Here is a 23,946-nt window from a genome sequence, read left to right as displayed (position 1 = left end):
TCACGTCGCGAGCTGCGCCCGCGGAACCTGTCGATAAATGCCATGGGTGAACCCGCACTATTTCAGCCAGCGGCAAAGCTGTCGCATGAAGTGGTCTCCTGGCTCAACGAGACCGCCGCACCGCGCACGGTTCTGCAGAGCCGCATTGGCGATAAGCCGCTATCGATCCGTATGAGCCGGCTTGTTTGGCAGGCCGAGCCATATGCCACGTCGGTGCTCGACTGCGTATTTTGCGCCGAAGGCGAGACCGCTGTGTTGTCCTTGCCCCGCCTTCTCGTCGAGGCACTGATTTCAACGGTCCAGTATGGCCTTACTTTACCTTCCGAGCCAACCCGCTCGCTCCTTCTCGAACTTGCACTGGAACCTTGGCTCGCTGCATTAGAGATCGTGCTCGCGCGGAATTTGCAGCTGATCCGCGTCGAAGACGCAACGGCCAAAGACCCCTATTTGGAGTTCGACGTTACTTTTGGGCCGCTGGCGGCCAAGGCTCGCCTGTTCTTGTTCGCGCCTCTTGACGGTCTGGTTCCGTCTGCGTTTCGTGTCTTAGGCGAGTTGATCGGCCAATTACCGCGAGATTTAGGTAAGATTTCTTCGGAATTGCCGGTCGTAATTGCGAGAGAGATCGGCTCGCTGCGCGCGCCCATCAAGCTTCTTCGCCAAGCACAGCCCGGCGACGCACTGCTGCCCGAGGTCATTCCCTTTGCCCATGGCCAGCTCATCCTCGCTGCGGACAAGTTGTGGGCGCCGGCGCAGGTCGCGGGCGACAGACTTATCCTTCGGGGACCATTCCGCCTGCAGTCCCATCCTCTAAGGTATGCAAATATGACGATAAGCCCCCAAGCTGAACAAGCAATCTCGCCCTCGGAAGCCGACATCGACAGTGTTGAGATCACGCTTGTGTTCGAATGCGGCCGCTGGCCCATCCCGCTGGGTACGTTGAGAAGCATCAACGAGGGGCACGTGTTCGAGCTTGGCCGGCAGGTGGACGGTCCGGTCGACATTGTTGCCAATGGTCAATTGATCGGCCGCGGCGACATCGTACGTGTCGGTGAAGCGTTGGGCATCCGGTTACTTAGCAAGTTGGCGGTCAATGGTTGACATTCAACCGAGCATCCTTGCGCTTGTTGCGGCGACCGCCGGTCTTGGCCTGCTGGCGTTCGCAGTTGTCACAACAACGGCGTTCATCAAGGTTTCCGTCGTTCTCTTCCTGATCCGCAACGCGCTCGGCACTCAGTCCATACCACCGAACATCGTTCTGTATGGAGCTGCATTGATCCTTACCGTGTTCATAGGCGCCCCAGTATTCGAGCAAACCTACAACCGCGTGACCGATACGCAACTTCGTTACCAAACCGCCGATGACTGGTTGACTGCCGCCAAGGAAGGCAGCGAGCCGCTGCGCGCCCATCTCAAAAAGTTCACCACTGAGGAGCAGCGCACGTTCTTCCTCTCGTCGACGGAACATATCTGGTCGGAGGAGATGCGCGCCAACGCAACAGCCGATGATTTTGCGATCCTCGTGCCGTCTTTTTTGATATCGGAGCTTAAGCGTGCGTTTGAAATCGGTTTCCTTCTCTATCTTCCGTTCATCACGATCGACCTGATTGTGACGACAATTCTGATGGCCATGGGCATGTCAATGGTATCACCAACAATGATATCCGTTCCTTTCAAGCTCTTTCTGTTCGTCACAATCGACGGCTGGTCGCGGCTCATGCACGGATTGGTCTTAAGCTACGCATCCCCGGGGGGCTGAGATGGACGAGGCCAGCATCCTCACCCACCTGAGCCGATCATTAGTCCTGTTCATGATCTGGGTTCTACCGCCGCTCCTGGCAGCCCTCGTGGCCGGATTGGGTATTGGCATCGTGCAGGCAGCAACCCAGCTCCAGGATCAAACCTTGCCGCTTACCGTGAAGCTCCTCGTCGTCGTCGCCGTGCTCGTTCTGTTTGCTCCGGTGCTGAGCGCGCCGCTGATCGAGCAAGCCCAGCATATCTTCACTGAGTTCCCCGCGCTCACAGCGAGGTATTAGTGCGCGCGGAACGCAAGCCTGTCTAAGTGTCAGCTATAGCGTCGCGTTTGTTGGCCTTCATTGCGAACCACAAAGGGCGAGTTCGTCAGCTTATCGAAAGCTCGCCTCACTATTATGGGACGGATAGACATCCGAACTGTCCTGTTCGGCTCTATGAGCCTGCCGTATTCGGAGGAAGAATGACCCCATTTGGAATTTCTATCCGTTCGATTCAGGTTTGCTTACGATGTGATGGAATTACTTGCTGAGACCTGGTCCTCGATGCACAGCCCGGCGAGTTGTCGACGCAAGTGAACGGGCAACGGCTTTGATTGCAAGCGGCCCCACGATTCTGGCATTCTGGTGAATGAGCCTGCGAATGGAGGTGCCGCTCGAGACCGATCTCCATAGCCTGCGAAATTGATGGAAGCTTCGAGGCCCTCAGATCTCCAAACCGCGCTGCGGCCGGTGAGAGCTGAAGAAGCGTGGCTTGTAGGCCGCGCGCGATTTCGCCGGTGCTCTCATCGAATGGTCATATACCTCTGCCGGATGGCTGTAGTCATATGGATAGTGAAGCCGAAGTCATCTGCCCTGGGAGGCCTGTCGCTCTGAAACCGCAGGGACACGAGATCTGCAGAGTTCTTGACGTCTCACATCATGGCGACGTGAGTGCGACGGTTGCATTGGCTGAAGGGACCACGAGCTGAACTCAAAATGGATGCCTTGTCGCCCACCGAGACGCAAGCTCTGATTCAGACTGCTGTCGAGTTCGTCGTTGCGGCCGGTCTTGGCGCGGCCCGGGCCCTCGGCATTATGCTCGTTCTTCCGGTATTCACGCGACCGCACATTGGCGGGATTATCCGCGCAAGCGCGACGATTGTGATTGGATTGCCTTGCTTGATGCAGATCAGGAACGGCTTGCAGACACTAGATCCGGGTACCCGTATGGTTGCAGTCTCGCTCCTCGGTTTGAAGGAGATATTTATCGGCCTGCTGTTCGGGTTTCTGCTTAGTATACCACTTTGGAGCATCCAGGCCATTGGTGACATCATTGATACCCAGCGTGGCATCTCCAGCCAGGTGGACGATCCTGCGACACGCAGTCAAACCGCCCCGATGGGGCTCTTTCTCGGGACTGCCGCGGTTACGATCTTCGTTGTATCAGGAGGTCTGCAGACCATGGTCAGATGCCTCTATGGAAGTTATCTGATCTGGCCCGTGTATCGGCTGCTACCGCCCCTGACCCACCACGGGGCAATGGAGTTTATTGGGCTTCTCGACCATATCATGCATGCGACCCTCGTGGTCGCCGGGCCCGTGCTGGCTCTGCTGCTTCTGATCGACGTATCCCTCATGCTGCTCGGGCGCTTTGCGCCGCAAATCAAGCTGAACGATCTCTCACCGACCATCAAGAATGCCGCTTTTGGCATCATTATGGTCAGCTACGCCGTCTTCCTGATCGAATATATGGGAGCAGAGATCATTCGGTTCAACGGCGTGCTGGAGTGGCTCGAGAAGTTCTTGAAATGAGCGACACGAGCGAAGAGAAAAAACTTCCACCAAGTCACAAGAAGCTGAGGGACGCGCGTAAGAAAGGGCAGAGCCCGCGCAGCGCCGACTTTGTGACCGCGGCAGGCCTTTGCGCTGGTTTCGGCTGCCTGTGCTTCAGGGCGGGCCCGATCGAAGACGGATGGCGCGAAGCCGTGCGGCTCACCGACAAGCTGCAGGAACAGCCCTTCAACAGTGCGGCCCGGCAGGCGTTGGTCGGATTGATGGACCTTTCTATAACAGCCGTGGCTCCCATCCTAGGTGCGGCGGTTGTCGCGGCGATTCTGGCCGGTGTCTTGGCCGGCGGCGGGCTGACGATTTCGGCTGAGCCGCTTAAACCCAGCTTTGAGAAATTGGACCCGGTCAAAGGGCTGAAGCGGATTGTCTCCCAGCGGTCGGTTGTCGAGCTTGGAAAGTCTATCGTCAAAGTTGTGGTTCTTGGCGCTACGTTCGTTTTCACTGTGCTCGCAAGTTGGAGGGCACTTGTATACTTGCCCGTGTGCGATTTGAGCTGCTTTGGTTTTGTTTTTAAAGAGCTCAAAGTGCTGATCGCGATTGCTGCCGGCGCTCTTCTGATCGGCGGCTTGGCCGATCTGCTCATCCAGCGTTGGTTGTTCTTGCGCGACATGCGCATGACGCAGAGCGAAGCCAAGCGCGAGTCCAAGGAACAGGATGGTAATCCGCAGATCAAGGGTGAACACCGCAGGCTCCGCCGGGAGTCGGCGAACGAGTCCCCGCTCGGCATCCATCGGGCGACATTGATACTGACGGGGCGAGCGACATTGATTGGGCTGCGCTACGTTCGGGGCGAGACCGGCGTCCCGGTACTGGTGTGCCGCGGCGAGGGCGAAACGGCTTCACAGTTACTGGCGGAGGCGCGCGCCCAACGTCTGAGCATTGTCGAGGATCATGTGTTGGCGCGTCAGCTGATCCGAAAAGGTGCGATGGGCAAGGCCGTTCCGATGGAGTGTTTCGAGAGGGTTGCAAAGGCAGTCTTTGCCGCCGGCCTAGTTTAGCGTCGCACAAAACAGCGATGCGCTCAAATCTCTGGTCAACGACCCAACTGTCCCAAAACCTGATCTGCAAGCTGCACGATCCCAAGGATCGAGCAAAGATTCGACTCCTGGAGGCTCGTCGGCCTATTCCAAGACTGATATGGACAAGAATGGCCACCGACGTTCATGCTGCTCGGGTCCTACGAGCCGCTTATCGGGTTTCTGGCGCAACCCTGTTATGCGTTTCATCCTCCAAATTACTCCTGTTGCCCGCCGACGTGGCCCCACGTGCGGTGATGGGAAGCACTGCACGATCACCACTGGTCGGCATGACAGCGCCATTGCCTAACAAGTCGCCAGGTTCATTGACCATGACCGCAAGGTTATTCCGGACTGAGCAGCCAAGGGTTGGATTGAACGAATTGTCGTTCACTGTAGGACCGACGATGGAGAGCGAGGGGCAGACCGGAGGATGGGCTTCGAAAGTGATCGCTTCGATCCTCACCCCGGAACGAGCCGGCAAATCCACACGAGAAGCGGACAGGTGGATGTTGTAGGTGGCAACGCCCATGGCGCGAGCCTCGTGGGCCACCTGTGCAACGAGTCTGGGTGGGCCGATGACACCCACATGGAGGGCATCCCGCCGGCCGCGACTGGTCGCTGCAATAAAGCTTCGCAGCCGATGCCGTTCGGGGCCACGAAGGCTCTGCAGGAACAGCACGCTACTCTTCTGCTCGACCCGGATCTCTTGGTCAGCCGGCGCGGGCTGGATCGAGGCAGTATTTGCGCAGCCCCCCAATGTTGCTCCAATAGCGATCGGGTAGCACAGATGTCGCAAAGTCATTTGGCGATCCTCATTCGATAATAAAGCCGGCGCTGCCGGTCAATCCTGGTGCGCTGGCGCGAGGCGCATCGCGCTCTCGCGGCGGCCGGGCAACCGTGTTCGTCAAAATCCGCCCCGCGTCTGAGGGCGGTGAGATGCGGTCGCTCGGCGCACTCATCCGGTTCGGATTCGGTCCGGGCCGCACGATGTAGGGCGTGACAATAATGACCAACTCGGTTTCACGTTTTTGAAACGATGAGGAGCGAAAAAGCGCGCCCAGGATCGGCACATCGCCGAGCCAGGGAAACTCGCCGATATCAGTGTTGAAGTTGCGTCTGATGAGGCCGCCGATTGCAAAGCTCTGACCGCTGGCGAGCTCGACCACGGTGCTCGCCCGCCGAGTCGAGAGGGCAGGGACCGCCATGCCATTGATTTTGACTTCGCCTTCGCTCGACAGTTCGCTGACTTCGGGCTTCACACGGACATTGATCTGATTATTGTTGAGAACCGTCGGAACGAACTCGAGGCTCACGCCGAACTGACGAAATTGGACGGAAACCTGCCGGTTGTCCTGCATCACCGGAATGGGGAATTCGCCGCCGGCGAGGAAGCTTGCGGCTTCGCCGGACATCGCCGTCAGATTCGGCTCAGCCAGGATTGAGGCGAGGTGCTCGCTCGCGAGAGCGTCCAGAACAGCGCTCAAATTGGTGTTGCCGGCGCTAAACCCAATCCCGATCGTGCCGCCGCCGCCGGCTGCGCCGGACCCTCCCCCTTTGCCGGTGACAAGGAAAGCGCCGTTTGGGCTCGAGGCGGTGAAGTTGATGTTGAGATCCTTGACGGCGCTGCGGGAGACCTCTGCCACCCGTACGCTGAGATTTACCTGTAATGAACCGGCGACCTGGATCTTGTTGGCAACCAGCGCGCCAGCCCCAAGAAACTGCTCAGTGACCTTCCTGGCCGTCTCGACGACCTCGGCGTTAGGCGCCGTACCGCTAAGGATCGCGCCGCGCGGGGTATAGCTGACCTGAATCGGATAGTCGCCGACCTCGGCCTTCAGCGCGGCCCGCAGATCCTCGATCGGTTGGGTGACGACAACACGCAGCTCGGCGAGAGCCTCTCCGTTGTCGTTTAGGGCGAACAGGCTAGTCCGTCCCGACTTTTTGCCAAACACGAAAATCGTGGTGTTCGACGGCGCCTGATAATCCGCAATGGCCGGGTCGGCAATAAAAATGCTCGCAGCCGGTCCGGTCAGATGAACTGTCTTTCCCTGTGAGGAGGTAAGGTTGAGCGTGCCGGTGGTGCTGCCAGGCGCCGCACGTGGCGGTTCTCCTTTGCCATCTCGCTTTACCTGAGCTGCGGCAGCAAGCGGAAGTAGCAGAGCGACTGCGCACAGGGCGTAGCAGAGGCGGGGAAAAGCGGCAGAGTGCGAGCTGCTGGCGGCCACCGACGGCTCATCGGCGCCGGCGTCATTGTTAACGACGTTCAAGGGATTGTTGCTTTCAAGTGAGACTGCTAGGCAGCCGATGCTGCGCCGATGAGTTCAAGGGTGTAGCCGACACCGCGCGCGGTCTTGATCCTGAGCGTTGCCTCCGCCTGGTTCAAATGCGCTCGTAAGCGGTAAATCCCGACTTCCAGCGCATTGGTCGAGACCTCGTCGTCAAACGCATACAAGCTTTCTTCGAGCGCTGTGCGGGGCACGGTACGGCCCGCGCGGTTGAGCAAATGTTCAAGAATGCACACTTCGCGGCGCGCAATTCTCAGTACTCGTCCACCGACGGAGACTTGTCTCGCGATCGGATCGAAATGCAGATTCCCGAATGTCACCACCGGCGCCGTCATCTGCGTTGATCGTCGCAGAATAGCTCGCATGCGAGCAACGAGCTCGTCGATAGAAACGGGCTTGGGCAGAAAATCATCCGCTCCGGCGTTGAAGATCGCAATCCGCCGACTGAGATCATTGAGATTGCTCATCATCATAGTCGGCATTGATCGTCCTTCGCGCCGCAACTGCTTCAACCAGTCCAAACCATCTCCATCGGGCAAGAAGGATTCGAGCAGTATCATGTGGTAGTTCGCGCAATCCAACGCGGCCGACGCCTCATCCAGCGTCCGCGTCACGTCGACGGCGAACCCGCAATTCAGCAGCGCTTCCTTTACGGCGCGGCCAAAGTCCGCATGATGATCAACCAGTAGAATTCGCATTCATCGCCTCTCGTCCATCCTCGGCAGGACTTGAGCGTGTCACGCTTGACCATGACGATCGGCGGAACCCAGAGGATGCCGCTTTGGCGTGAATTCGAAAACCCGTGCGCGATACGCACGGGCTTGTTGGCAGGCAGCCAATGTCTGCACGTCCGCCGTCGGCGGATAGGCGGGGGCCTGCGGCGGATGGTTCCAGCCCGCGGCGCGGCTCAAAATCTCCTTTACGCCGGCAAGAGATCCGCAATCTCTCACGAGGCTGAGAGCCCCGGCGATGTGCTGATTCATCTGCGGGCCGAGCATAGCGGTGGCTTCATGCATTAGGCGAACGCCTGCAGTAGCGATCGCGCCAAACTCGCGGAGCGAAAGGAAAGCGCAGGCGAGAGCGGCTGTATTTGCCGCCGAACGGACTTGCGAAACCGACATTGGAACTCCCAAATCGTCTTGATCCGCGGTCAGTCCTGCAAGGCTGTTGAGCCTGTAGTGTCGTCAAGTCACTACGATACAAGTTTTCCGCGTTTAAGACAGTTCACGCGCTATGCGTCGGACGACGGGCTGTAAAAGGCCAAGATGCGATGAAACGATCAACACGCCCATCGGCGGGTTGGACATTGTCTCGCCCGCCGGTGATAATGGCCAAACATGGTGTCAACCGTCCTGAAGCTCGGTTGCTTCCAAGATCTTCTCCGCGCCAGCCGAGCGAAGGCTGCCAAGGAAGGACAAATTGAGCCTGGCATTGCTGTCGCGCATTGTCTGAGGTGGTGAGGCCGGCTCAATTTCGTCAGACGGGTTGAACGGCGCAAGAACGATCTAGTCTCGAGCTTGGACTCAGCCTGTGATCGGTACGGCGATTGCTCGCCTTGTTCTCGCGCGCTGGATCCTGGTATGGCTGCGAAGAGCGCGCTTCGTCTTGCGCTCACAGAGCAGATTAACGATGCAAGCTCTGAATCGGAGCAGTCGAGCAGTGTCCCAAGCCGTATCGGCCGAGCATTGAGGTTCTGAGACGTTCGCAATTGTCACTACCTGTCAGGAAGAGTTCACGCGAGTGGATTCTGTCGCGAGACTGTCGGAAATCCTACAATCTGACGCTGGGTGAGATTCAAGTGCCTTTAAGGGCTATTTGTATCGGCGCCATCAACATCGGGCTCCTTGTGAGGCAATGACGACACAGTTGGGCCATGCTGTCGAGCTGTGCGAAGGTCAATCGCGCTCTGCCCAAGGCCGTGAGCATTTGTCCGTCCAATCAAGCCTAGCGCCATAACGCGTTGAAGCGCGCGAAGAGGCAGTCGTTTCGGCTATGACGCCAAAGATCGGCCAATCCGATCTGCCTCATACTCGGCAATTTTGTGGGAAAATCGGGGCGGGCGCGGGACGTCGATGTGACGCGCAGGACCTAACGTCCGAAATGCAGACTGCCGATCGCGCGAGCCAAGTGGTTCGGCAAAGGGCTGAGGAGAGAATCGATTGCCAGACGTCATCTTGAATGCGGTCTCCATACATTGCGATCGACTATGAGGCCTTTAGGCATGCTCGGCAAAATCGATTGTTTTGATGGAACGCATCCAGGTTGCGGATCGGCTGTAATGAAACAGCGCCGCTTGCTACGGGTGAGTGAATGAATGATGCGATCGCGGCCGAAACACTGTTGGTTGACGCGCGATCATTGTCAGAAGCAGTTAGCTAACGCGAGGGATGCTGCGCTTTCAGCGGCTCGCCAAATCCGCCTGCCAACCCCCGGCTGATAAATTCCTGCCTCGCGACACAATGCATCCAAGATGCCGCGATGCTTCAACGAGCGGAAAGGGATGAGGGGACAAGATCGGTGTCCTCCTGACCTTCCGTCGGAACTGTCAACCGCTGTACGGCTCGATCGGCGCCTTCATCGGGCCGTCGGTCGCCCCCTTTACGCTTAATCTGTTGTGCATGAGGCGGAGCTGATGCGCCGCTTTTCTTCGTTGCCGGGGATTGTGGCGCTTGGTCGCCAACGAACCTGCCAAATGGCGAGATCGACCATCTACTCATTACTCTCGCGCTTGTAGGGATTTGCTTCGCTACTGGTGCGGTAGCTTTCCAAATTGCCTCCAAGGAACAGGCGCTCGGTTTCCCGGGTCGGCGTTCTGCCCAGTGAGCACATCAAATCGACGTCCCCATCGATGGTGTCCTGATCCTCCCCGTTCATTCCAAGCCCAATGCTACTCAGTACGTCGTCGGGCGTCCAGATTGTGGTCTTCGGTACGGTATAGGTGTGTAGCGCGTCCGCATTGTTGGCAATCGCTCTCGCCCACGGATCGCGAGATACGACGAGTTTTGACGGATCTTCAACTAACGATACGAAGGGTGAGGCTGTAGTCTTCCCCCGCATATGCCAACCAGCTTGGCGGGCTCGGTCCATGGGATACCGCTCCAGAGGATATCCAACGGAAGAATGATCCCGAGCCGTGTTGCGGACATGAGATATTGCACTCGTGTTTTCTTCCGTGCGCGGCTTGCAATCAGTGTCCTGATTCTGAAAACGCCGCAGTGTGACATATGACGAGCCCGCCACGTCGTCGAATACGCGATCTCGATCAATGGCAGCGTCGGTCGCCGATGACCAACGTGCTGCTTGTTGCGCGGCAAGTTCGATCTCGTTCCGAAGTGCGTCAAGAGTGGCTCCAGTCAATGTTGCGGCAAGCTGAGCGCGCGCACTGACGTATGATGAGGCTGGATAGCGACTGGGTTCCGAGGTCGCCTCGTTTGGCCCAGATGAGGGCGCGGCGCTCGCGGAATCTGCCGCTAAGGACACTGCCTCCGAGGTTGGGCAGACCGAGTCCAAGTCATCTAGAGCCAAGTCATTCAGCTGCTGCTCAAAGTTTGCTTGGTCTTCTGAACTTGTCGGTGCGCTGGTGTGGGCGCTAAGCTCGTCCTGCTGTCGACCGACGTGGTGCGGCCGCTGAACCTCAAAGGAATTGTCTGCGGCATTCCGCGGATCGACATTCATCTCTCTACTCCCTTCGAAGGGCCGCCTATCGGCGTGGATTGTTGCAGGTGCAGCTTTCGAGAAGCTGACGATCGATTAAGCTGAGACCGGATTCCTCGACCGCCGCGCCGCGTTCGCTTCACCTGTCGCCTAGGGCAGACAGTCCTTGCAGACTAAGAGGGACACGCAAGCGCATGCGGCTGATCGAGTGCTTCCTTCGTAGATCGTCTGCTCCTGCAGATGTGACGGCTGCATGTTCTCGCTCATTAGGCCCGAGTGGACCAGCGCGACCGCTCGTCGTTTGTGGTTTCCCGGCGGCCGACCATCGAACAAATCGCTCGAGTCGACGCCCGCAAGGCGAAGCCCCCAGAACCTGACCTACGAGGTTGTGATGTCGGAATAGCCGTCGCAACTACTTGCGCCTTATTGCGGCAGGCTGTTTTTGTACAGGCGCGAGCGCGCTTGCTGAATGAAAGCCAAACAACGCGCGAGCACGACATCTTGAAAAGCGTAAGCTGTGGTACTTATCGAGGGAGAAGAGCATATGAAGATTACCGGCAAAGGACTGACGATCCTGTTGTCCTTGCTTTCGGTCGCAAGCGCTAGCGCTCTGGCGAGAGCCGATGAGCCCTCGCCGAAATACACCGAGGTGCTCAATGCCCTGCAGGCGGGGAAGAATGTGAAGCTCATACTGGACATGAGCCACTGTAACCCCGCGGAGGGCGGCAAGCCTGCATCGGCGACGCAAGCCGGTCTGGTTATCAATGCATTCAGGGTGACGGTCCAGAACGGAATCAGCTTCTCCAATGCTCACCAAACGGTCGACAGCTCTGGACATGCCGTGACCGAGTACATCCGCCATAGCCTTAGCCGCGAAGGCAAGCTGACGGTGCGAGCCTCGAAGCTTGTTGTCGGAACCACCGAGCTTGTGAACCAAGGCGAATTCATCTGCGAACTGCCGGATGGCGCAAAGTTCATCTGGTAACAAAGAGCACAGAGAAAAGGGGCGCTCCGAAGAGTTGATCCGAATCGTGTAGAGGCCTTCGCAGTATGACACCGATCCTTTCGATCTCAGGGACGCTCAGAGTTTCTCTGGCCGTCTTTTCGTCTGGGAAGGATCCGAGTTGCGCCAAGTTTCTGCTGTTTGACCAACGTTGGGCATGAGGGCCGTCGATCTCCATTCGTCTCAGTGATTGGAGGATCGGCGGTTCGGGCTGTCAGCATATGGGTTAGAGCCCCGGCTTCTCAGTCGAACGCTCCAGATGAGCGGGGCAAGGTACGTCCCCACGCCCTCCGCGGTCCTGTTGGGAGTGTATTTACAAGCCGATCAAGCGGCGGGCTCGCGATGATTTCGCTCGACCCTCGGGCCCCCCCCAGGATGAGCTGGTATCTTTCATGCCGCGCCTTTTGGGGTTCTTTCACTTGAACCTTCCGTGCTGCCGAATGCAGCCGCAGGGTGATTGAACCACCCCGCTTAAGATCATGCTGTGAATGGCGGCTACGGGGTTTACTCACCGTCTCAATTGTCGTTCGGAGGCGGTTCTGATTTCCGAAAATAGGCGATCCGAGTGGATTCGGGAGCTTGTGGGGCTGCCCGAGGTGCCGACAGCATATCGTTCAGCCAAATTGCGGCCGATGGAAGAGAAGAACGCGGCCACCGGCTAGGCTTTCAGCCGTGTAGGGCTCGCCATGGATCAAAAAGCGGGTCATGGGGACGCCCTGGCTCGGCAGAAGGCCAGGTTTTGGAGCATGTCAATCACGAGAGTCGAAGCTTCTCGCGGGCCGTGCCTCCAGTCGAGGCCGAACCACTCTCCGAATTCAGGAACTTGCGGGAGCGGGTGGTGGCCCGAGAGGCGCGCGGCGGACGGCGGTTGGAGGTTCGCCGCCTGCAATTCGAACCCGGAGGGCCGATCAAGCCCAGATGCGAGGCCGTCGTAGGTATGCGGGGAAGCCATCGGAGTCACCGACGCAGCTTCATTCCCCGAAGCGAACCTTGGGTGATGGATGAGTTGAACGTCATTGGATCCTCTCGGCCCCAGCACGGCCGTATAGCGTTCCCCACCAATCTCATAGTTCATGAGCGGATATTGCGCATTAGGCAAGAAGTCCCACTTGCCCAGCTTGGAAAGCATCATGTCGGGAGCGAGCTGGGTGCGATGAGAAAAATCATTGGGCACTGCGAATGAAACGTCAAATGTATCGCCAACAGCAGGAGAGCGCAGATGGATGAGCTGAAGATCGCTACCCACACGCGGTCCTAACACGCCCGTATAGCGTTCACCGTGAATGTTGTAGGTCTTAACCCGCTGTGTTGCATCCGGCATCTGACCCCAGCGGCTGAGCCTGGAACGCATCATGTCCGTCGCGGGCTGGTTGCCATGGGGAAAACCTTCGGTAACGGCCAAGGAGGCGTCAAAGCTCTCGCCGGCTCTCTCCCCATCTTGATTCATCATCCGTCCAAAGTCTTTTTCACAGGCGGGACCCTGCGGCCGTGAGCTGGGCTGCCAAATCACGGCATCGAAAGGGTCCGCCCCGCCGGCGCTATGGGTTGTCGCCTCCGTCGCCCCCCATAACTTCGATGCCTGCAGATCGAAAGCAGGCGCAAACTGGTCTCGATCCGCGGCATCGAAAAGCTCTTGCTGGACACTGTGCACGCGCGAATGGGTGACTGAACCGGCGGTTGGCCAGCGCACCGGTGCATCGTAGGACGTCGTCGGCAAGCCCTTGCGATCAGCAGCACCTAAAAGCTGTTCCTGGGCGACATCTTGCACGGGTGAGTAGGCGACCGAACTCATGCTCGGCCAAAGCACCGGTGCATTGACTGGCGGCAGGCCCTCGCGATCGGCGGCATCGAAAAAGCGCTTCCTGAGCGAAACTCTGCAGGGGCGAGGGAGCGGCACGCATTCCCTGCCAAAGTGCCGGCGCATCGACGCTAGAAGGTGGAGGCACATCGTTTTGGCGCACAGCGTCGGAAAGCATATCCCGGGCGATACGTCGCGCGGGAGAACGAGCGGTTAAACCGTTCCCTCCCAAAACTGCTGAGCATTGAAGCTGCCCGCCGGCAATGAGCCGTTCGCGTTCCCTAAAGGCTGCTCACGTTCGAAAAGCTGGACGGGCAAATCGGCGGCCGGCTGCATCGGCTGACGCGAGTCGCCCACGTAACTCGGCGAGTTGTCCCGCCCCGCGATTCGGCGGTAGTCGTTCAGCCTGTTCAACGCGTAGATGAGGCTCTTGTCGTTCGGAAACAAAGCATCGGCATAGCCGAGCAGCGCTTTGTGGCTGAGCTTAGCAATCGACAAGGGGCGCAGTGCTGCCACTAGCTTGCGAAGACTGCTAGCGTAATTTCCAGCGGTGTTTGCGTCCATTGCTCGACCAAAGGCCGCCTCGGTCGCCTCTCTGATGAGGTTGGTATCTTCCTTGGACGGACGGTAATGTGTTCTGAGTGGCGGAGCGGTATCGCTGAGCTCCCGGTACCTACTCACCATTGACAATGCAGAGAAGATCACCTTGTCTTCTGGCAGTAGCGTCTTGGAGCGCTCGAGCAACGTGTCGTCATCGAGCTCAGCAATCGAGTAACCAGACTGCTTCAGCAGCTCTGCCAATTTGCGAAGCCGACGGTCATAGATTTCAATGGTAATCGCCTTTGGCGGTGGGCCTCGGTCAAGGACAGCACCAGACGCTGCTTGGATGAAGCGATCGTCTTCTTCGGTGATGTCATAAAGCCCGCTAGTGAATATACCGGGCCGAGCTGCCGCACCTCTCGCAAGTGTTGCTCGAACACCGCTTGCGGTTCCTTGGGCTGTTCAACCGTGGTACCTGACGCCGCGGAATCTTTATACGCTCGGTTGATCGCGTTGTATCGATCCATGCTGCAGTCCGCTGGCTTCGTTTGCTCGTTCTTTCGCGACCCACGTTAGCTTTCCAAAACCAGACCTGGCCGGGCGGAAAGTTAGAACGAATATTGGTCGGCAAGTGCCTTTTCGAACCCGACGACGAGTGCGGCGAACGTAAAGACGGTACAGGCTTCAGCTGAAATTCTGATTTTCCAGGTGCGGTACGCGGCAGCTCCCTGATGGCCAGCTCGGCGGGAGCAGTATAGACCGAGCGAAGGCTGCTTTCGATTTTCCGAGCATCGAAAACAGCCGAGTTATCTTGCTAAGCTTCCACCCTCAATCTTCTTTCCCTGACTTTCTGTAGGGATTCGACGCGCTCGCGGTCCGATAGTCGTCCAGATTCCCGCCCAGAAATAGTACCTCGCGCTCCTCAGTTGGGGTATCGCTCACCCAGGCCAGATTGGGTTCATCATCCTCAGTCCCGTCCTCAAGAATACTGACGATCTCCTCGGCCGTCCAAGCGGTGATCCTCGGCACCGTGTACGTGTGCAACTCATTCGCATTTTCCGCGATCACTTTGGCGCCATGCTCGTTGTCGTCGTCCGGCGAGAGGAGCAATTGTGAGGCCTCCTCGGACAATGACACAAAGGGCGAATCAGTGGTGTCGCCCCTCATGTGTTCTGCCGCTGCGCGACCCAGATCAAGTCGTTGGCCTCCCCAGATATTCCAGGGGGCGGCGTCGAAACGCGAAGCCGCCATGGAACGCAAATGGGCCATCGCGCTTTGATTAGCCAATCCGCGCGGCTTGCAATGGCTGGGGTGGTTTTGAAAGCGCTGCAGCTCCGCGTATGAGGACGCCACCACGTCGTCGTAAACGCGGCTACTATCCACGCCGCCGGTCGACGGTCCAGTCGCTCCTGACCATGGCGTTGACGTCTGCGCAGCGAGTTCGATTTCCCTTCTGAGTTCCGCAAGGTTCGCGCAGGTCAGCGTTGCGGCGAGTTGAGCGCGCGCTTTTACAAAGGATGCGGCTGTGCACCGTTCGTTCTTCGGGATAAGGTCCGCTCTCCTATTGCCATCCGTTGCAGCTCGGGTCGATCCAGCGCCGGCTGAAGCTGGTGCTGGGAGGACTGGCCGATGCTCGCTAAGCCGCAGCTCAAAGTCTGCTTGCGGCGCGGTCTCTTCCCGTTGCGGCTCGACGTAACTGATGCGAGCCGCGGACGGGTTGACGTTGTCAGATTGGTCCATTCCCCTCTCCCACTGGTTGCCTTGTCAATGTCATCGAGCAAAGTTGGTCCGATAAGGATCAGAGGCTGGGCCGGGCGCAACTCTCGATAAAATTGTAGCGGACGGTATGTTGAGGGCGTGCGGAACGGACTGAGCCAGGATCCAGGTCCTTCTCTTCCAGGTCATGAGCCATCAAGTGAGCCTGCTAGTCCGATAGAGATGTTACTATGCTAAAGGGCTTAGCTGTCGAATAGCTGACCGGGCCCATTGGTTGAAGTAAAGTTCGGGCCCTTGCCGCTGTGCTGGCGGGCCTGTTGTTCATTGCAGAGTTGCGTTTGGCGAGATCGACCCTTCGCCCCTGTCCAGCTCCGGTGTAAATGGTCTGGGAGAAGCGGTGCGCGAAAGCGCTGCAATCGGTGAGCTTGCGCTGGGTGGATCAGTTTATCTGGGTCAGCTTGCATTGTGCGCGAGTCGATGTCGTTGAAAGGTTCGTCCAGGGGCAAGCTCTGATCCGAGTAGCCGATGCCACAGCCATCGGGCTCGTGATTGCGCCGGTCTGGCGTGAAGCTCATTATGCTTGTTGGGACTGCTGTTTGGGACGAGGAGTTGCGCGGGCGCGGCGAAGGCTGGTCGCAAAACACGACCCGCTCGATGCAATTTCAATCCGCCGCGCGCGCGATAATTAACGACGCTCCAGCATCCTCGAATCCAGCGCAGCTTCGAAGCGTTGCGTGTAACGCTGTATCTATAATCTAGAATGGTTCATCGCATTATTAGATGGTGGGCTTGGCGACGCCTTATTGATCGGATGTCACTTTGCAGCGCGGCAGCAAGCGGTTGACCCATCATGTCACGCCAAAACTGCCGTGTGTTCTCGAGCGCATCGAGTCATCTCAGCGTCGCGCCGGCGCTCCCAATTGCAGTCGCTACAATTACGCAGCGCGTGTTCGGTGGGCCTGATCAGAGAACGCTTTGGATTAAGCGAGTAAGGTTTAGACACGGCAATAGAAGAGCATGCCAATGGACGATAGTAGATTGAAATACTCAACTATTGCGTTTGCATGGTCTGGACCTCTAAAGATCCTCTAGCATGATCATTGCTCGCTCTCGGGAGTCCAAATTTTCGATGGCGAATCCCATCCAAAACATCTTCCTGAAAAGGAGCTGGCTTCTTGAGGAATTCTGGAGAGGCGATGTGAATGTACTGGTGTGGAAGCAACCCGCCGCTGGGGACAAGCTGTCACGTCGGCGTAATCGGCGACCAGCGTGGTCGAAGCTCTTCTTTGCCGCGCCCGTTCGGAGAAGATCGCAAGACCTAGCAAAAGCTTCTTTGGTGACATTCTTCTCACATCAGCTGGCTGTTTGTTGTCTATCGCTCAAATTGGCTGCCCCGAGCACATGCAAGGTGCGCTTGCGCGAAAGCGCAGGCTGGCTGCCGAGATCAACTCGTCCACAAGGTCCGCCAAGCAGCTCAGATGCCGCCGCATGAGTGGCTGTTATGTCTTCGGGTAACTCCATGCTTCATCTTGGCTTAAATCTTCATGGTGCGGGTGGTCATTCCGCCGCATGGCGCTGGCGGGGCACAAATCCAAGCGCCTTTTTCGACATCGAGCACTACGTCCGCGCTGCGAAGATTGCGGAGCATGGTCTGCTGGATGCTGTATTCCTCGCCGATACCCCCGCGATAAGTTCCGACATCACACACCAGCCGCCGCTTAATGGGCTCGAACCGACGCTGGTTCTCGCCGTGATTGCGCGTGAAACGGACCGGATTGGTCTGATTGCGACGGCGTCGACTACCTACAACGAACCATATAATCTTGCCCGGCGCTTCCAATCGCTCGATGTCATCAGCCGCGGGCGCGTTGCGTGGAACGCGGTCACGACGTCGAGTCCGGCGACGGTTGCGAACTTTGGCGGTCGAGAGATTGGGCGAGCGGATCGCTACAGACGTGCGGAGGACTTCGTTGAAACGGTCCGTGCTCTCTGGCTGAGCTGGAGCGGCGAGATAGTCATCGCCGATCAGGCTGCGGGTGTTTACGCAGATCAGAGCCGATTCCGCCTGCTCGATCCCGCTACCAATAGTTTCGGCATCCGGGGCCCACTTACGCATCCCGCTTCGCCCCAAGGCCACCCAGTCATCGTTCAGGCTGGCGGTTCGGATCCCGGATTACGGCTTGGCGCCCGCAGTGCAGATGTCGTGTTTGCGGCAGCCGGGGACTTGACAACGGCGACGCAGGAGGCAGAGCGCCTGCGCGCGCTTTCTCGGCAATTCGGCCGCCCTGCGGCCCCGCTCATCCTGCCAGGCCTTGTCACCTGTATCGGGGGCACCGAGGAAGAAGCGGCTCGTCGCAAGGAAAACCTTGACGGACTCCTCGATATGGAGCGCGCCATCGTTGCTCTTGCACGAAGCATGGGCGTGGCGGTCGAGAAGCTCAGCCTCGAAAGGCCAATCCCGGAGGAGATTTTGCCTACTGCAGATGATGTTCCGTTTTCTGTCGGTCACCATCGCACGGTTGAGACTCTGGCGCGTCAAGGTCGGACGGTTCGCGAAATCATTAGCAGCGTTCAAGCGTTTGGCCACCGCTTGCTCGTGGGTGCACCTGAGCAGATTGCGGACTCGATTGAGGCATGGTTCCGCGCTGGCGCGGTTGATGGTTTCAACATCATTCCGGACGTGCTGCAAGATGGCACTTCAGCGTTTGTCGACAATGTGGTGCCCATCCTGCAGAAGCGCGGGCTCTTTCGCAAAGAATATCGAGGGCAGACGCTGCGAGAGCATTTCGGGCTTTCCATTCCTTTCGGGCCGACACGAGCCACAGCTAGCTCACGGCTATGACGCTTCCTCAACATCAAATCATTTGGAGACTGGATATGCATTCATCGAATGCGCGGTCAACGAGGCGATTCACTGGAAAGTCGAACTATCCAGCAAGAACCGTGAAGGCAACCCTTCTCGTGCTCTTGGGCCTGTCGCAATTGCCGTCAACTATTCATGCTCAAGAAGGGGTAGCCGGCAGCGTAAAGCGAGGAGGCGTTATTCGTTACGGGCACTTTCAAGAGCCGGCGTGCCTCTTCGGGGGATGGGTGCAGCAATGGTATCTGCAACGCCAGTACAGCGATAATCTGGTCGCCCGCAGCGAGGATGGCAAGATTGTGCCATGGCTGGCCGAGTCATGGACAATTTCCGATGACAAGAAGATATACACATTCGAGATAAAGCCGAATGTGAAGTTCACGGATGGCACTTCTCTGGATGCGCAGGCCATCGCGGACAATATCAACGGATGGCTCAGCAACGACCCTGATCTGCGCAATCCGACTGCTGCTCCGTATCTTAGCGATAGCTTCGAATCGGCAAGTGCAATCGCTCCTCTGAGGTTACAGGTAACCTTGAAGGTGCCATTTCAACCCTTGCTGAACGTGTTTGCTCAATCCTCACAAGGCATTCTCTCACCATCCGCGCTCAAGCGCGGACTTGCGGTAAACTGCGAGAACCCAGTCGGCTCAGGTCCATTCATTGTCGACAAATGGCGTCATGGATGGGAGGTCACCTTCCGCCGCAATCCCGACTACAACTCGGCGCCGGCCACCGCCAAACATCAAGGGCCGGCTTACATTGACGGAATCAGCTGGAAGTTCCTGCCAGATCAGACCGTCCGGTACGGCTCGTTCATCACGGGCGAGACCGATGCCATATACGATATCCCAGCTATCGCATGGAAGGAGGCCAATTCCCGTTTTCCAGTATTGCGGCACATTACCGGCGGTACCCCTCTGCGCCTGGCGTTGTATACGGCGCGGCCCCCATTTGACGATGTGCTCGTCCGCAAGGCGTTTGCCTATTCGACTGACCGGAAGGCCGCAGTCGACACATCATTCCTTGGCTCTTTGCCATTTGAAGGCAACGGTGCGCTTAGTCAGAGCTCGCCGGAATACCTGCGCGAGCTCGGGCAGTCGTATACGTACGATATTCGGAAAGCCAATCAATTGCTTGATCAGGCGGGTTGGACCGAGCGTAATCCTAGCGGCGTTCGTGTTAAGAATGGCAACCCGCTCATCGTGCGCGTGTCCTATTCGAACGCTTTTCTGAAGCCAGATGGCGAGCAAGCCTTGCAAGTTATCCAGCAGCAGGCAAGAGCGGCCGGTTTTGACGTACGTCTTCAGCCTACTAATCCAGCTGATTTCTTCGCCGGAAAAAACCTCGGACCCGATGATTATGAGATTGTTCTCCTCTATTGGGTTGCCCCCGGCGCGGAGATATTCCGGATCTCGTGGAAGCCCGATCAGAAGGGCGAGACTAATCGCTTCAATCCCTCACGCTATCAAGATCTGACGCTTTGGGACGTCATTCAAAGGGCGGAGCAGGAACTCAATGGGGCGCGGCGTACCGCCCTCTATCAGCAGGCGGAACGGAAGATCGTGGATGAGGCTCCTGTGATTGGCCTCACGGTGCTGGACGTAACCTTGGCGACCAGGCCGAACCTCAAAGACGTTTGGCTGGACCGCGGCTCGGTTGGCGAACCCGTTTTCTATGACGCTCATTTCGATGATGGGAAGTGACGCCGTGAAGATAGTAGCCCATCATCCCATTGTTTGGTTCACGCGCCGGATATTCTCCGGCGTGGTCGTGGTGTGGGCTGCCGCAACCTTCGCGTTCTTGATTCAATGTGTGCTCCCTGGCGACCGCGCCCAAATCATCATCAATGCGACAAGCGGCAACGTCGGACTCGCGTCATCGGCAGAACTTGCGGCGATCAATGCGAAATACGGATTTGATCAACCGCTCGCGATTCAATACGGAAAATACATACTGCGAATCCTGCATGGAGACCTTGGCGAGTCATACCAGCAACATCGGCCTGTCGCAGGGATCATCGCCGAACAGATTGGCCCTACCATCATTCTGGCGGTCACCGCGCTACTGCTCGCATGGATTATCGCAATCCTGACGACCTTGTTCATCGCCGGCAGGGACAACATGTGGGCGAAGTTGCTCAATGACACGCAGGTCTTTTTTGCAACCGCGCCGCCCTATTGGCTGGCCACAATTCTGCTGGTTGTTTTTGCGGTAAAGCTGCGCATTTTTCCGGTCATCGGTGGAAGTTCACCGGCCGGGCTCATTCTGCCGACACTTGCGTTGGCTCTTGAATTATCGGGCTTTTTCGGACAAGTCGTTCAGAACGAGTTCACGCGCGTGCTCGAGCAGCCGTTCGTTGCATCCGCGCGGGCCAGAGGCATGAGTGATTTCGGCGTCAGGCTTCGCCATGTCCTCCGCCATGCCGCATTGCCTGGCATTACTTTATCAGGTTGGGCGCTCGGAAAACTGCTTTCGGGCGCGATTTTGATCGAGGTGGTTTTCGCCCGTCAAGGCCTCGGTGGAGTCCTTGTTGCTGCAACGTCCTCGCGAGACGTTCCGATTGTCTCGGGAGCTGTTTTGATCTCTGCGGGCCTATTCGTTCTTGTCAGTTTGATTGTCGATCTGACTTATCGGTTGGTCGATCCGAGGATCAAGTTGACATGAGCATGTTCGCCGAAGCTACCGAGTCTCGGTCGCTCAAAGAGGTCCTGGCAATCGTCCGCCATGTTCCGTTCCGAGTTGCCGCCTGTCTTATGATCATTGGCCTATTTGCCCTCGCGGCTGTGGCGCCAAAGGTGCTGCAGACGCACGATCCGCTCGCTATTGATTTGAGATCGTCATTGCAGTCTCCGTCGATCGCCCATTGGTTGGGAACTGATCAATTGGGTCGAGATCTTTACTCTCGAGTAGTCGAGGGGGCAGGCCAATCCCTGGCTATTGGACTAGGCGCGACGGCGCTGAGCATGTCCATTGCGATCGTTTTCGGCGTCGCCGCCGCACTTTCTGGTGGCGTATGCGACAGCATCCTGAGCCGGATTGTCGACGTGCTCTTCGCAATTCCCACGCTCCTGCTCGCCCTTGTGTTCGTGACCGTTTTTGGGCCGTCGGTATTGACTGAGGTCATAGCTGTCGGAATCGGCACAGCGCCAGGCTATGCGCGCATGATCAGGGGCCAGGTGCTTGCCATCAAGGAGACAGGGTATGTAGAGGCCGCTAAGGTGCTGGGTCATCCATTTCCCCGTATTGTCTGGAGGCATATTCTTCCCAACGCCATGAACCCGCTGACGGCAATGATGACGATCGGCGTAGGTCAGGCGATTATATGGGCCTCCGGTCTTGCTTTTCTAGGACTCGGCGTCGCTCCCCCGGCGCCTGAATGGGGCGCGCTGCTCAATGCCGGGCGCAATTATGTAATCTACGCCTGGTGGCTGGAGATCATACCCGGTTTGGCAGTTACGGCGTTTGCCCTCAGCCTCACCATCATCGGGCGCCATCTACAGGACCGTCTGGAAGGAAAAACGTGAATGTCACAGGGGCGCCCACAGCCTGTCCCGCAGCAGCCAGACCTCCTCACGGTCGATTCGCTGCGTGTTTCCTTCGGTCGCGCCATCGACGAGAAACCGGTTGTGCGCAGTATATCCTTCTCCCTCCGACCCGGACGGTGTCTTGCGATTGTAGGTGAATCCGGCTCGGGCAAGAGCGTGACTGCGCGGGCTCTCATAGGCCTCGCTGGTCGCTACGCCAATGTTCATGCACGCCAGCTAAGCTTCGACGGGACGAACCTGATGGGTCTTAGCGATCGTGCCTGGCGGGGCATCCGCGGCAACGAGATCGGCTTTGTATTACAAGATGCACTCGTCTCACTTGATCCGCTTCGCCGGATCGGCAAAGAGATTGGCGAAGGCTTGCTCCTCCACGGCGCGGTATCATCGCGCGAGGAGCTCGCGCAGCGCGTCATTGCTCTTCTTAAGCTCGTCGGTGTCCCCGACCCCGAGACCAAGGCCAAGCAGCTGCCGCATCAGTTATCCGGCGGCCAGCGTCAACGGGCTCTCATCGCTTCGGCACTTGCGCTCGATCCCCGCATCCTGATCGCCGACGAGCCGACGACCGCTCTCGATGTGACTGCGCAAGCTCATGTGCTGTCACTCCTTGAGGAGACCAAAACGAGGGGCAAGGCTCTGATCCTGATCAGTCACGATCTGGCAGTGGTCTCCCGCGTGGCGGATGAGATCCTCGTCATGCGAGAAGGCGAGGTCGTCGAACGCGGTAACGCCGGCCAAATACTCAAAGATCCGGAGCACCCCTATACTAAGCAGCTGCTGGACGCCGTGCCATCAGGCCGGCCGCGCGGCTCACGCCTCTCACCGTCCACTATTGTGCGTTCGCCTGCCCGGCAAACGCAGCCAGAAGTGCAATCGCCACCGAAATCTCGTCCCATCCTGCTCGAAGCGACAAGTCTGGTGAAGCGCTTCAAGGGCCCGGATGGCACTTTACGGACGGCTGTGGACGGCGTCTCCTTCGAACTGCGATCCGGCGAGACTTTGGGCATCGTAGGTGAGTCCGGCTCAGGAAAGTCAACGATGGCGCGCATGGTCCTGGCGCTCGAGGAGCCTGACGAGGGAGCCGTTCAGTTTGCAGGCCGGCCTTGGACCGCGCTCGCCGAGCGCGAACGGCGGGCTCGGCGGCGGTCGCTATCAATGATTTACCAGGATCCTCTTGGCTCGTTTGATCCACGTTGGACGGTCGGACGCATCATATCCGACAGCCTTTCGAGTGACGTTGAGATACGGCGCAAACGGCAGGAGCGCGTTATCGAGCTGATCGATCTGGTCGGGCTATCCCAGGCCTTGCTGGACCGACGACCGCTCGAGCTTTCGGGCGGTCAGCGCCAGCGCGTTGCGATCGCCCGCGCGATCGCACCAAATCCTGCCGTCATCGTCTGCGATGAGCCGGTTTCGGCGCTCGACGTCTCGATCCAGGCCCAGGTCTTGGACCTGCTCGGCGATCTGAAGGAACACGTCGGCGTAAGTTATCTCTTCATCTCGCATGATCTCAGTGTTGTTCGCCAAATCAGCGATCGCGTCATAGTTATGCGCCGGGGGAGAATCGTCGATAGTGGCGCCACTGAAGAGATATTTCGCAATCCAGAGTCTGAATATACCAAGAGCCTTATCGCCGCCATGCCGCGTCTTGTGCGCGACCACCAGATAGGTCATTCAGCCACGATCCTCGAAGAAGGCATCGCATGACGCCTTCGAATCCGATTCTTTATCATAAAATTATCTATCTCCGATCGCGGGGCATTCGCCTTTGCGCGCCGAGTTGGTCACGATTACGCGCTCCATCACCGCTCGAACAGGATAGTCTGTGGCGCGGGTTCCCCCTTGATGGACTGGCCGGCGCGCGGAGCAGGGCGAGCCGAGTTCGAACACTCGCTAACCCCGAGCTCGGCGATCCGCAAATGTCGGATTGCAAGTCATCGATTGCGTG

20 protein-coding genes are annotated in these 23,946 nt (G+C 58.0%); 11 read left to right on the top strand and 9 right to left on the bottom strand.

What is annotated here, in order from left to right; genetic code table 11:
* Window positions 1-42 precede the first annotated feature (42 nt).
* The 5 genes from sctQ (at window position 43) to E4K65_RS13155 (ending at window position 4,576) form a co-directional block, all read left to right on the top strand.
* Window positions 43-1,098, top strand: a complete 1,056-nt coding sequence (gene sctQ / locus E4K65_RS13175) for a type III secretion system cytoplasmic ring protein SctQ (RefSeq protein ID WP_135174508.1) — start codon at window positions 43-45, stop codon at window positions 1,096-1,098.
* Window positions 1,091-1,756: a type III secretion system export apparatus subunit SctR gene (gene sctR / locus E4K65_RS13170; protein WP_027563377.1), complete on the top strand. Its 666-nt coding sequence runs from the start codon at window positions 1,091-1,093 to the stop codon at window positions 1,754-1,756. Before sctQ ends, sctR begins: the two co-directional genes overlap by 8 nt.
* Before the next feature lies 1 nt (window position 1,757).
* Complete coding sequence (locus E4K65_RS13165) at window positions 1,758-2,033, top strand: EscS/YscS/HrcS family type III secretion system export apparatus protein (RefSeq protein ID WP_025038819.1); 276 nt, start codon at window positions 1,758-1,760, stop codon at window positions 2,031-2,033.
* Between the two features lie 693 nt (window positions 2,034-2,726).
* The gene (sctT, locus tag E4K65_RS13160) at window positions 2,727-3,542 is read left to right on the top strand and encodes a type III secretion system export apparatus subunit SctT (RefSeq protein ID WP_135174507.1); all 816 of its coding nucleotides are present in this window, start codon (window positions 2,727-2,729) and stop codon (window positions 3,540-3,542) included.
* Complete coding sequence (locus E4K65_RS13155; RefSeq protein ID WP_135174506.1) at window positions 3,539-4,576, top strand: EscU/YscU/HrcU family type III secretion system export apparatus switch protein; 1,038 nt, start codon at window positions 3,539-3,541, stop codon at window positions 4,574-4,576. The genes sctT and E4K65_RS13155 overlap by 4 nt, the downstream gene beginning before the upstream one ends.
* A 190-nt stretch (window positions 4,577-4,766) precedes the next feature.
* On the opposite strand, the gene E4K65_RS13150 is transcribed toward E4K65_RS13155, so the two are convergent.
* From E4K65_RS13150 to E4K65_RS13130, 5 genes are all read right to left on the bottom strand, one after another.
* On the bottom strand, window positions 4,767-5,399 hold the full coding sequence (locus tag E4K65_RS13150) for a CpaD family pilus assembly lipoprotein (RefSeq protein ID WP_135174505.1): 633 nt from the start codon (window positions 5,397-5,399) through the stop codon (window positions 4,767-4,769).
* Between the two features lie 10 nt (window positions 5,400-5,409).
* Window positions 5,410-6,864 (bottom strand): type II and III secretion system protein family protein, encoded by a 1,455-nt coding sequence (locus E4K65_RS13145; protein ID WP_135174504.1) that lies wholly within the window; start codon window positions 6,862-6,864, stop codon window positions 5,410-5,412.
* A 26-nt stretch (window positions 6,865-6,890) separates the two neighbouring features.
* Entirely contained in the window at window positions 6,891-7,580 is a 690-nt protein-coding gene (locus E4K65_RS13140) for a response regulator (RefSeq protein WP_126261994.1), read from the bottom strand.
* A gap of 39 nt (window positions 7,581-7,619) precedes the next feature.
* The gene (locus E4K65_RS13135; protein WP_135174503.1) at window positions 7,620-8,003 is read right to left on the bottom strand and encodes a hypothetical protein; all 384 of its coding nucleotides are present in this window, start codon (window positions 8,001-8,003) and stop codon (window positions 7,620-7,622) included.
* 1,588 nt (window positions 8,004-9,591) lie between these two features.
* Entirely contained in the window at window positions 9,592-10,557 is a 966-nt protein-coding gene (locus tag E4K65_RS13130) for a hypothetical protein (RefSeq protein ID WP_167770768.1), read from the bottom strand.
* 523 nt (window positions 10,558-11,080) lie between these two features.
* Here E4K65_RS13130 and E4K65_RS13125 point away from each other — a divergent pair.
* Window positions 11,081-11,521 (top strand): VirK family protein, encoded by a 441-nt coding sequence (locus tag E4K65_RS13125; RefSeq protein WP_135174502.1) that lies wholly within the window; start codon window positions 11,081-11,083, stop codon window positions 11,519-11,521.
* A gap of 721 nt (window positions 11,522-12,242) precedes the next feature.
* On the opposite strand, the gene E4K65_RS48700 is transcribed toward E4K65_RS13125, so the two are convergent.
* The 4 genes from E4K65_RS48700 to E4K65_RS13115 all read right to left on the bottom strand — a co-directional run bounded on the left by E4K65_RS48700 (window position 12,243) and on the right by E4K65_RS13115 (window position 15,617).
* On the bottom strand, window positions 12,243-13,331 hold the full coding sequence (locus E4K65_RS48700) for a hypothetical protein (protein WP_235885616.1): 1,089 nt from the start codon (window positions 13,329-13,331) through the stop codon (window positions 12,243-12,245).
* A gap of 219 nt (window positions 13,332-13,550) precedes the next feature.
* Window positions 13,551-14,138, bottom strand: a complete 588-nt coding sequence (locus E4K65_RS48695; protein ID WP_235885615.1) for a hypothetical protein — start codon at window positions 14,136-14,138, stop codon at window positions 13,551-13,553.
* Window positions 14,123-14,404, bottom strand: coding sequence for a hypothetical protein (locus tag E4K65_RS48690; protein WP_235885614.1), 282 nt, complete (start codon window positions 14,402-14,404; stop codon window positions 14,123-14,125). The genes E4K65_RS48695 and E4K65_RS48690 overlap by 16 nt, the downstream gene beginning before the upstream one ends.
* A 301-nt stretch (window positions 14,405-14,705) precedes the next feature.
* Window positions 14,706-15,617 (bottom strand): hypothetical protein, encoded by a 912-nt coding sequence (locus E4K65_RS13115; protein WP_167770767.1) that lies wholly within the window; start codon window positions 15,615-15,617, stop codon window positions 14,706-14,708.
* Window positions 15,618-17,112: 1,495 nt separating this feature from the next.
* On the opposite strand from E4K65_RS13115, the gene E4K65_RS13110 reads away from it, so the two are divergent.
* Genes E4K65_RS13110 through E4K65_RS13090 form a run of 5 tightly spaced genes read left to right on the top strand, consistent with a single transcriptional unit; the run spans window position 17,113 to window position 23,705 of the window.
* Window positions 17,113-18,435, top strand: coding sequence for an NtaA/DmoA family FMN-dependent monooxygenase (locus E4K65_RS13110; protein WP_404550801.1), 1,323 nt, complete (start codon window positions 17,113-17,115; stop codon window positions 18,433-18,435).
* Window positions 18,436-18,470: 35 nt separating this feature from the next.
* On the top strand, window positions 18,471-20,159 hold the full coding sequence (locus E4K65_RS13105; protein WP_235885613.1) for an ABC transporter substrate-binding protein: 1,689 nt from the start codon (window positions 18,471-18,473) through the stop codon (window positions 20,157-20,159).
* On the top strand, window positions 20,131-21,120 hold the full coding sequence (locus tag E4K65_RS13100) for an ABC transporter permease (protein WP_135174500.1): 990 nt from the start codon (window positions 20,131-20,133) through the stop codon (window positions 21,118-21,120). The genes E4K65_RS13105 and E4K65_RS13100 overlap by 29 nt, the downstream gene beginning before the upstream one ends.
* Window positions 21,117-21,980: an ABC transporter permease gene (locus E4K65_RS13095; protein ID WP_135174499.1), complete on the top strand. Its 864-nt coding sequence runs from the start codon at window positions 21,117-21,119 to the stop codon at window positions 21,978-21,980. Before E4K65_RS13100 ends, E4K65_RS13095 begins: the two co-directional genes overlap by 4 nt.
* On the top strand, window positions 21,981-23,705 hold the full coding sequence (locus E4K65_RS13090) for a dipeptide ABC transporter ATP-binding protein (RefSeq protein ID WP_135174498.1): 1,725 nt from the start codon (window positions 21,981-21,983) through the stop codon (window positions 23,703-23,705).
* Window positions 23,706-23,946: the final 241 nt, after the last annotated feature.

It is taken from the genome of Bradyrhizobium niftali (assembly GCF_004571025.1).
GTDB classification, from domain to species: domain Bacteria; phylum Pseudomonadota; class Alphaproteobacteria; order Rhizobiales; family Xanthobacteraceae; genus Bradyrhizobium; species Bradyrhizobium niftali.
The sequence above is the reverse complement of the archived record's forward strand: the minus strand, read 5'-3'. Positions and strand labels throughout refer to the sequence as shown.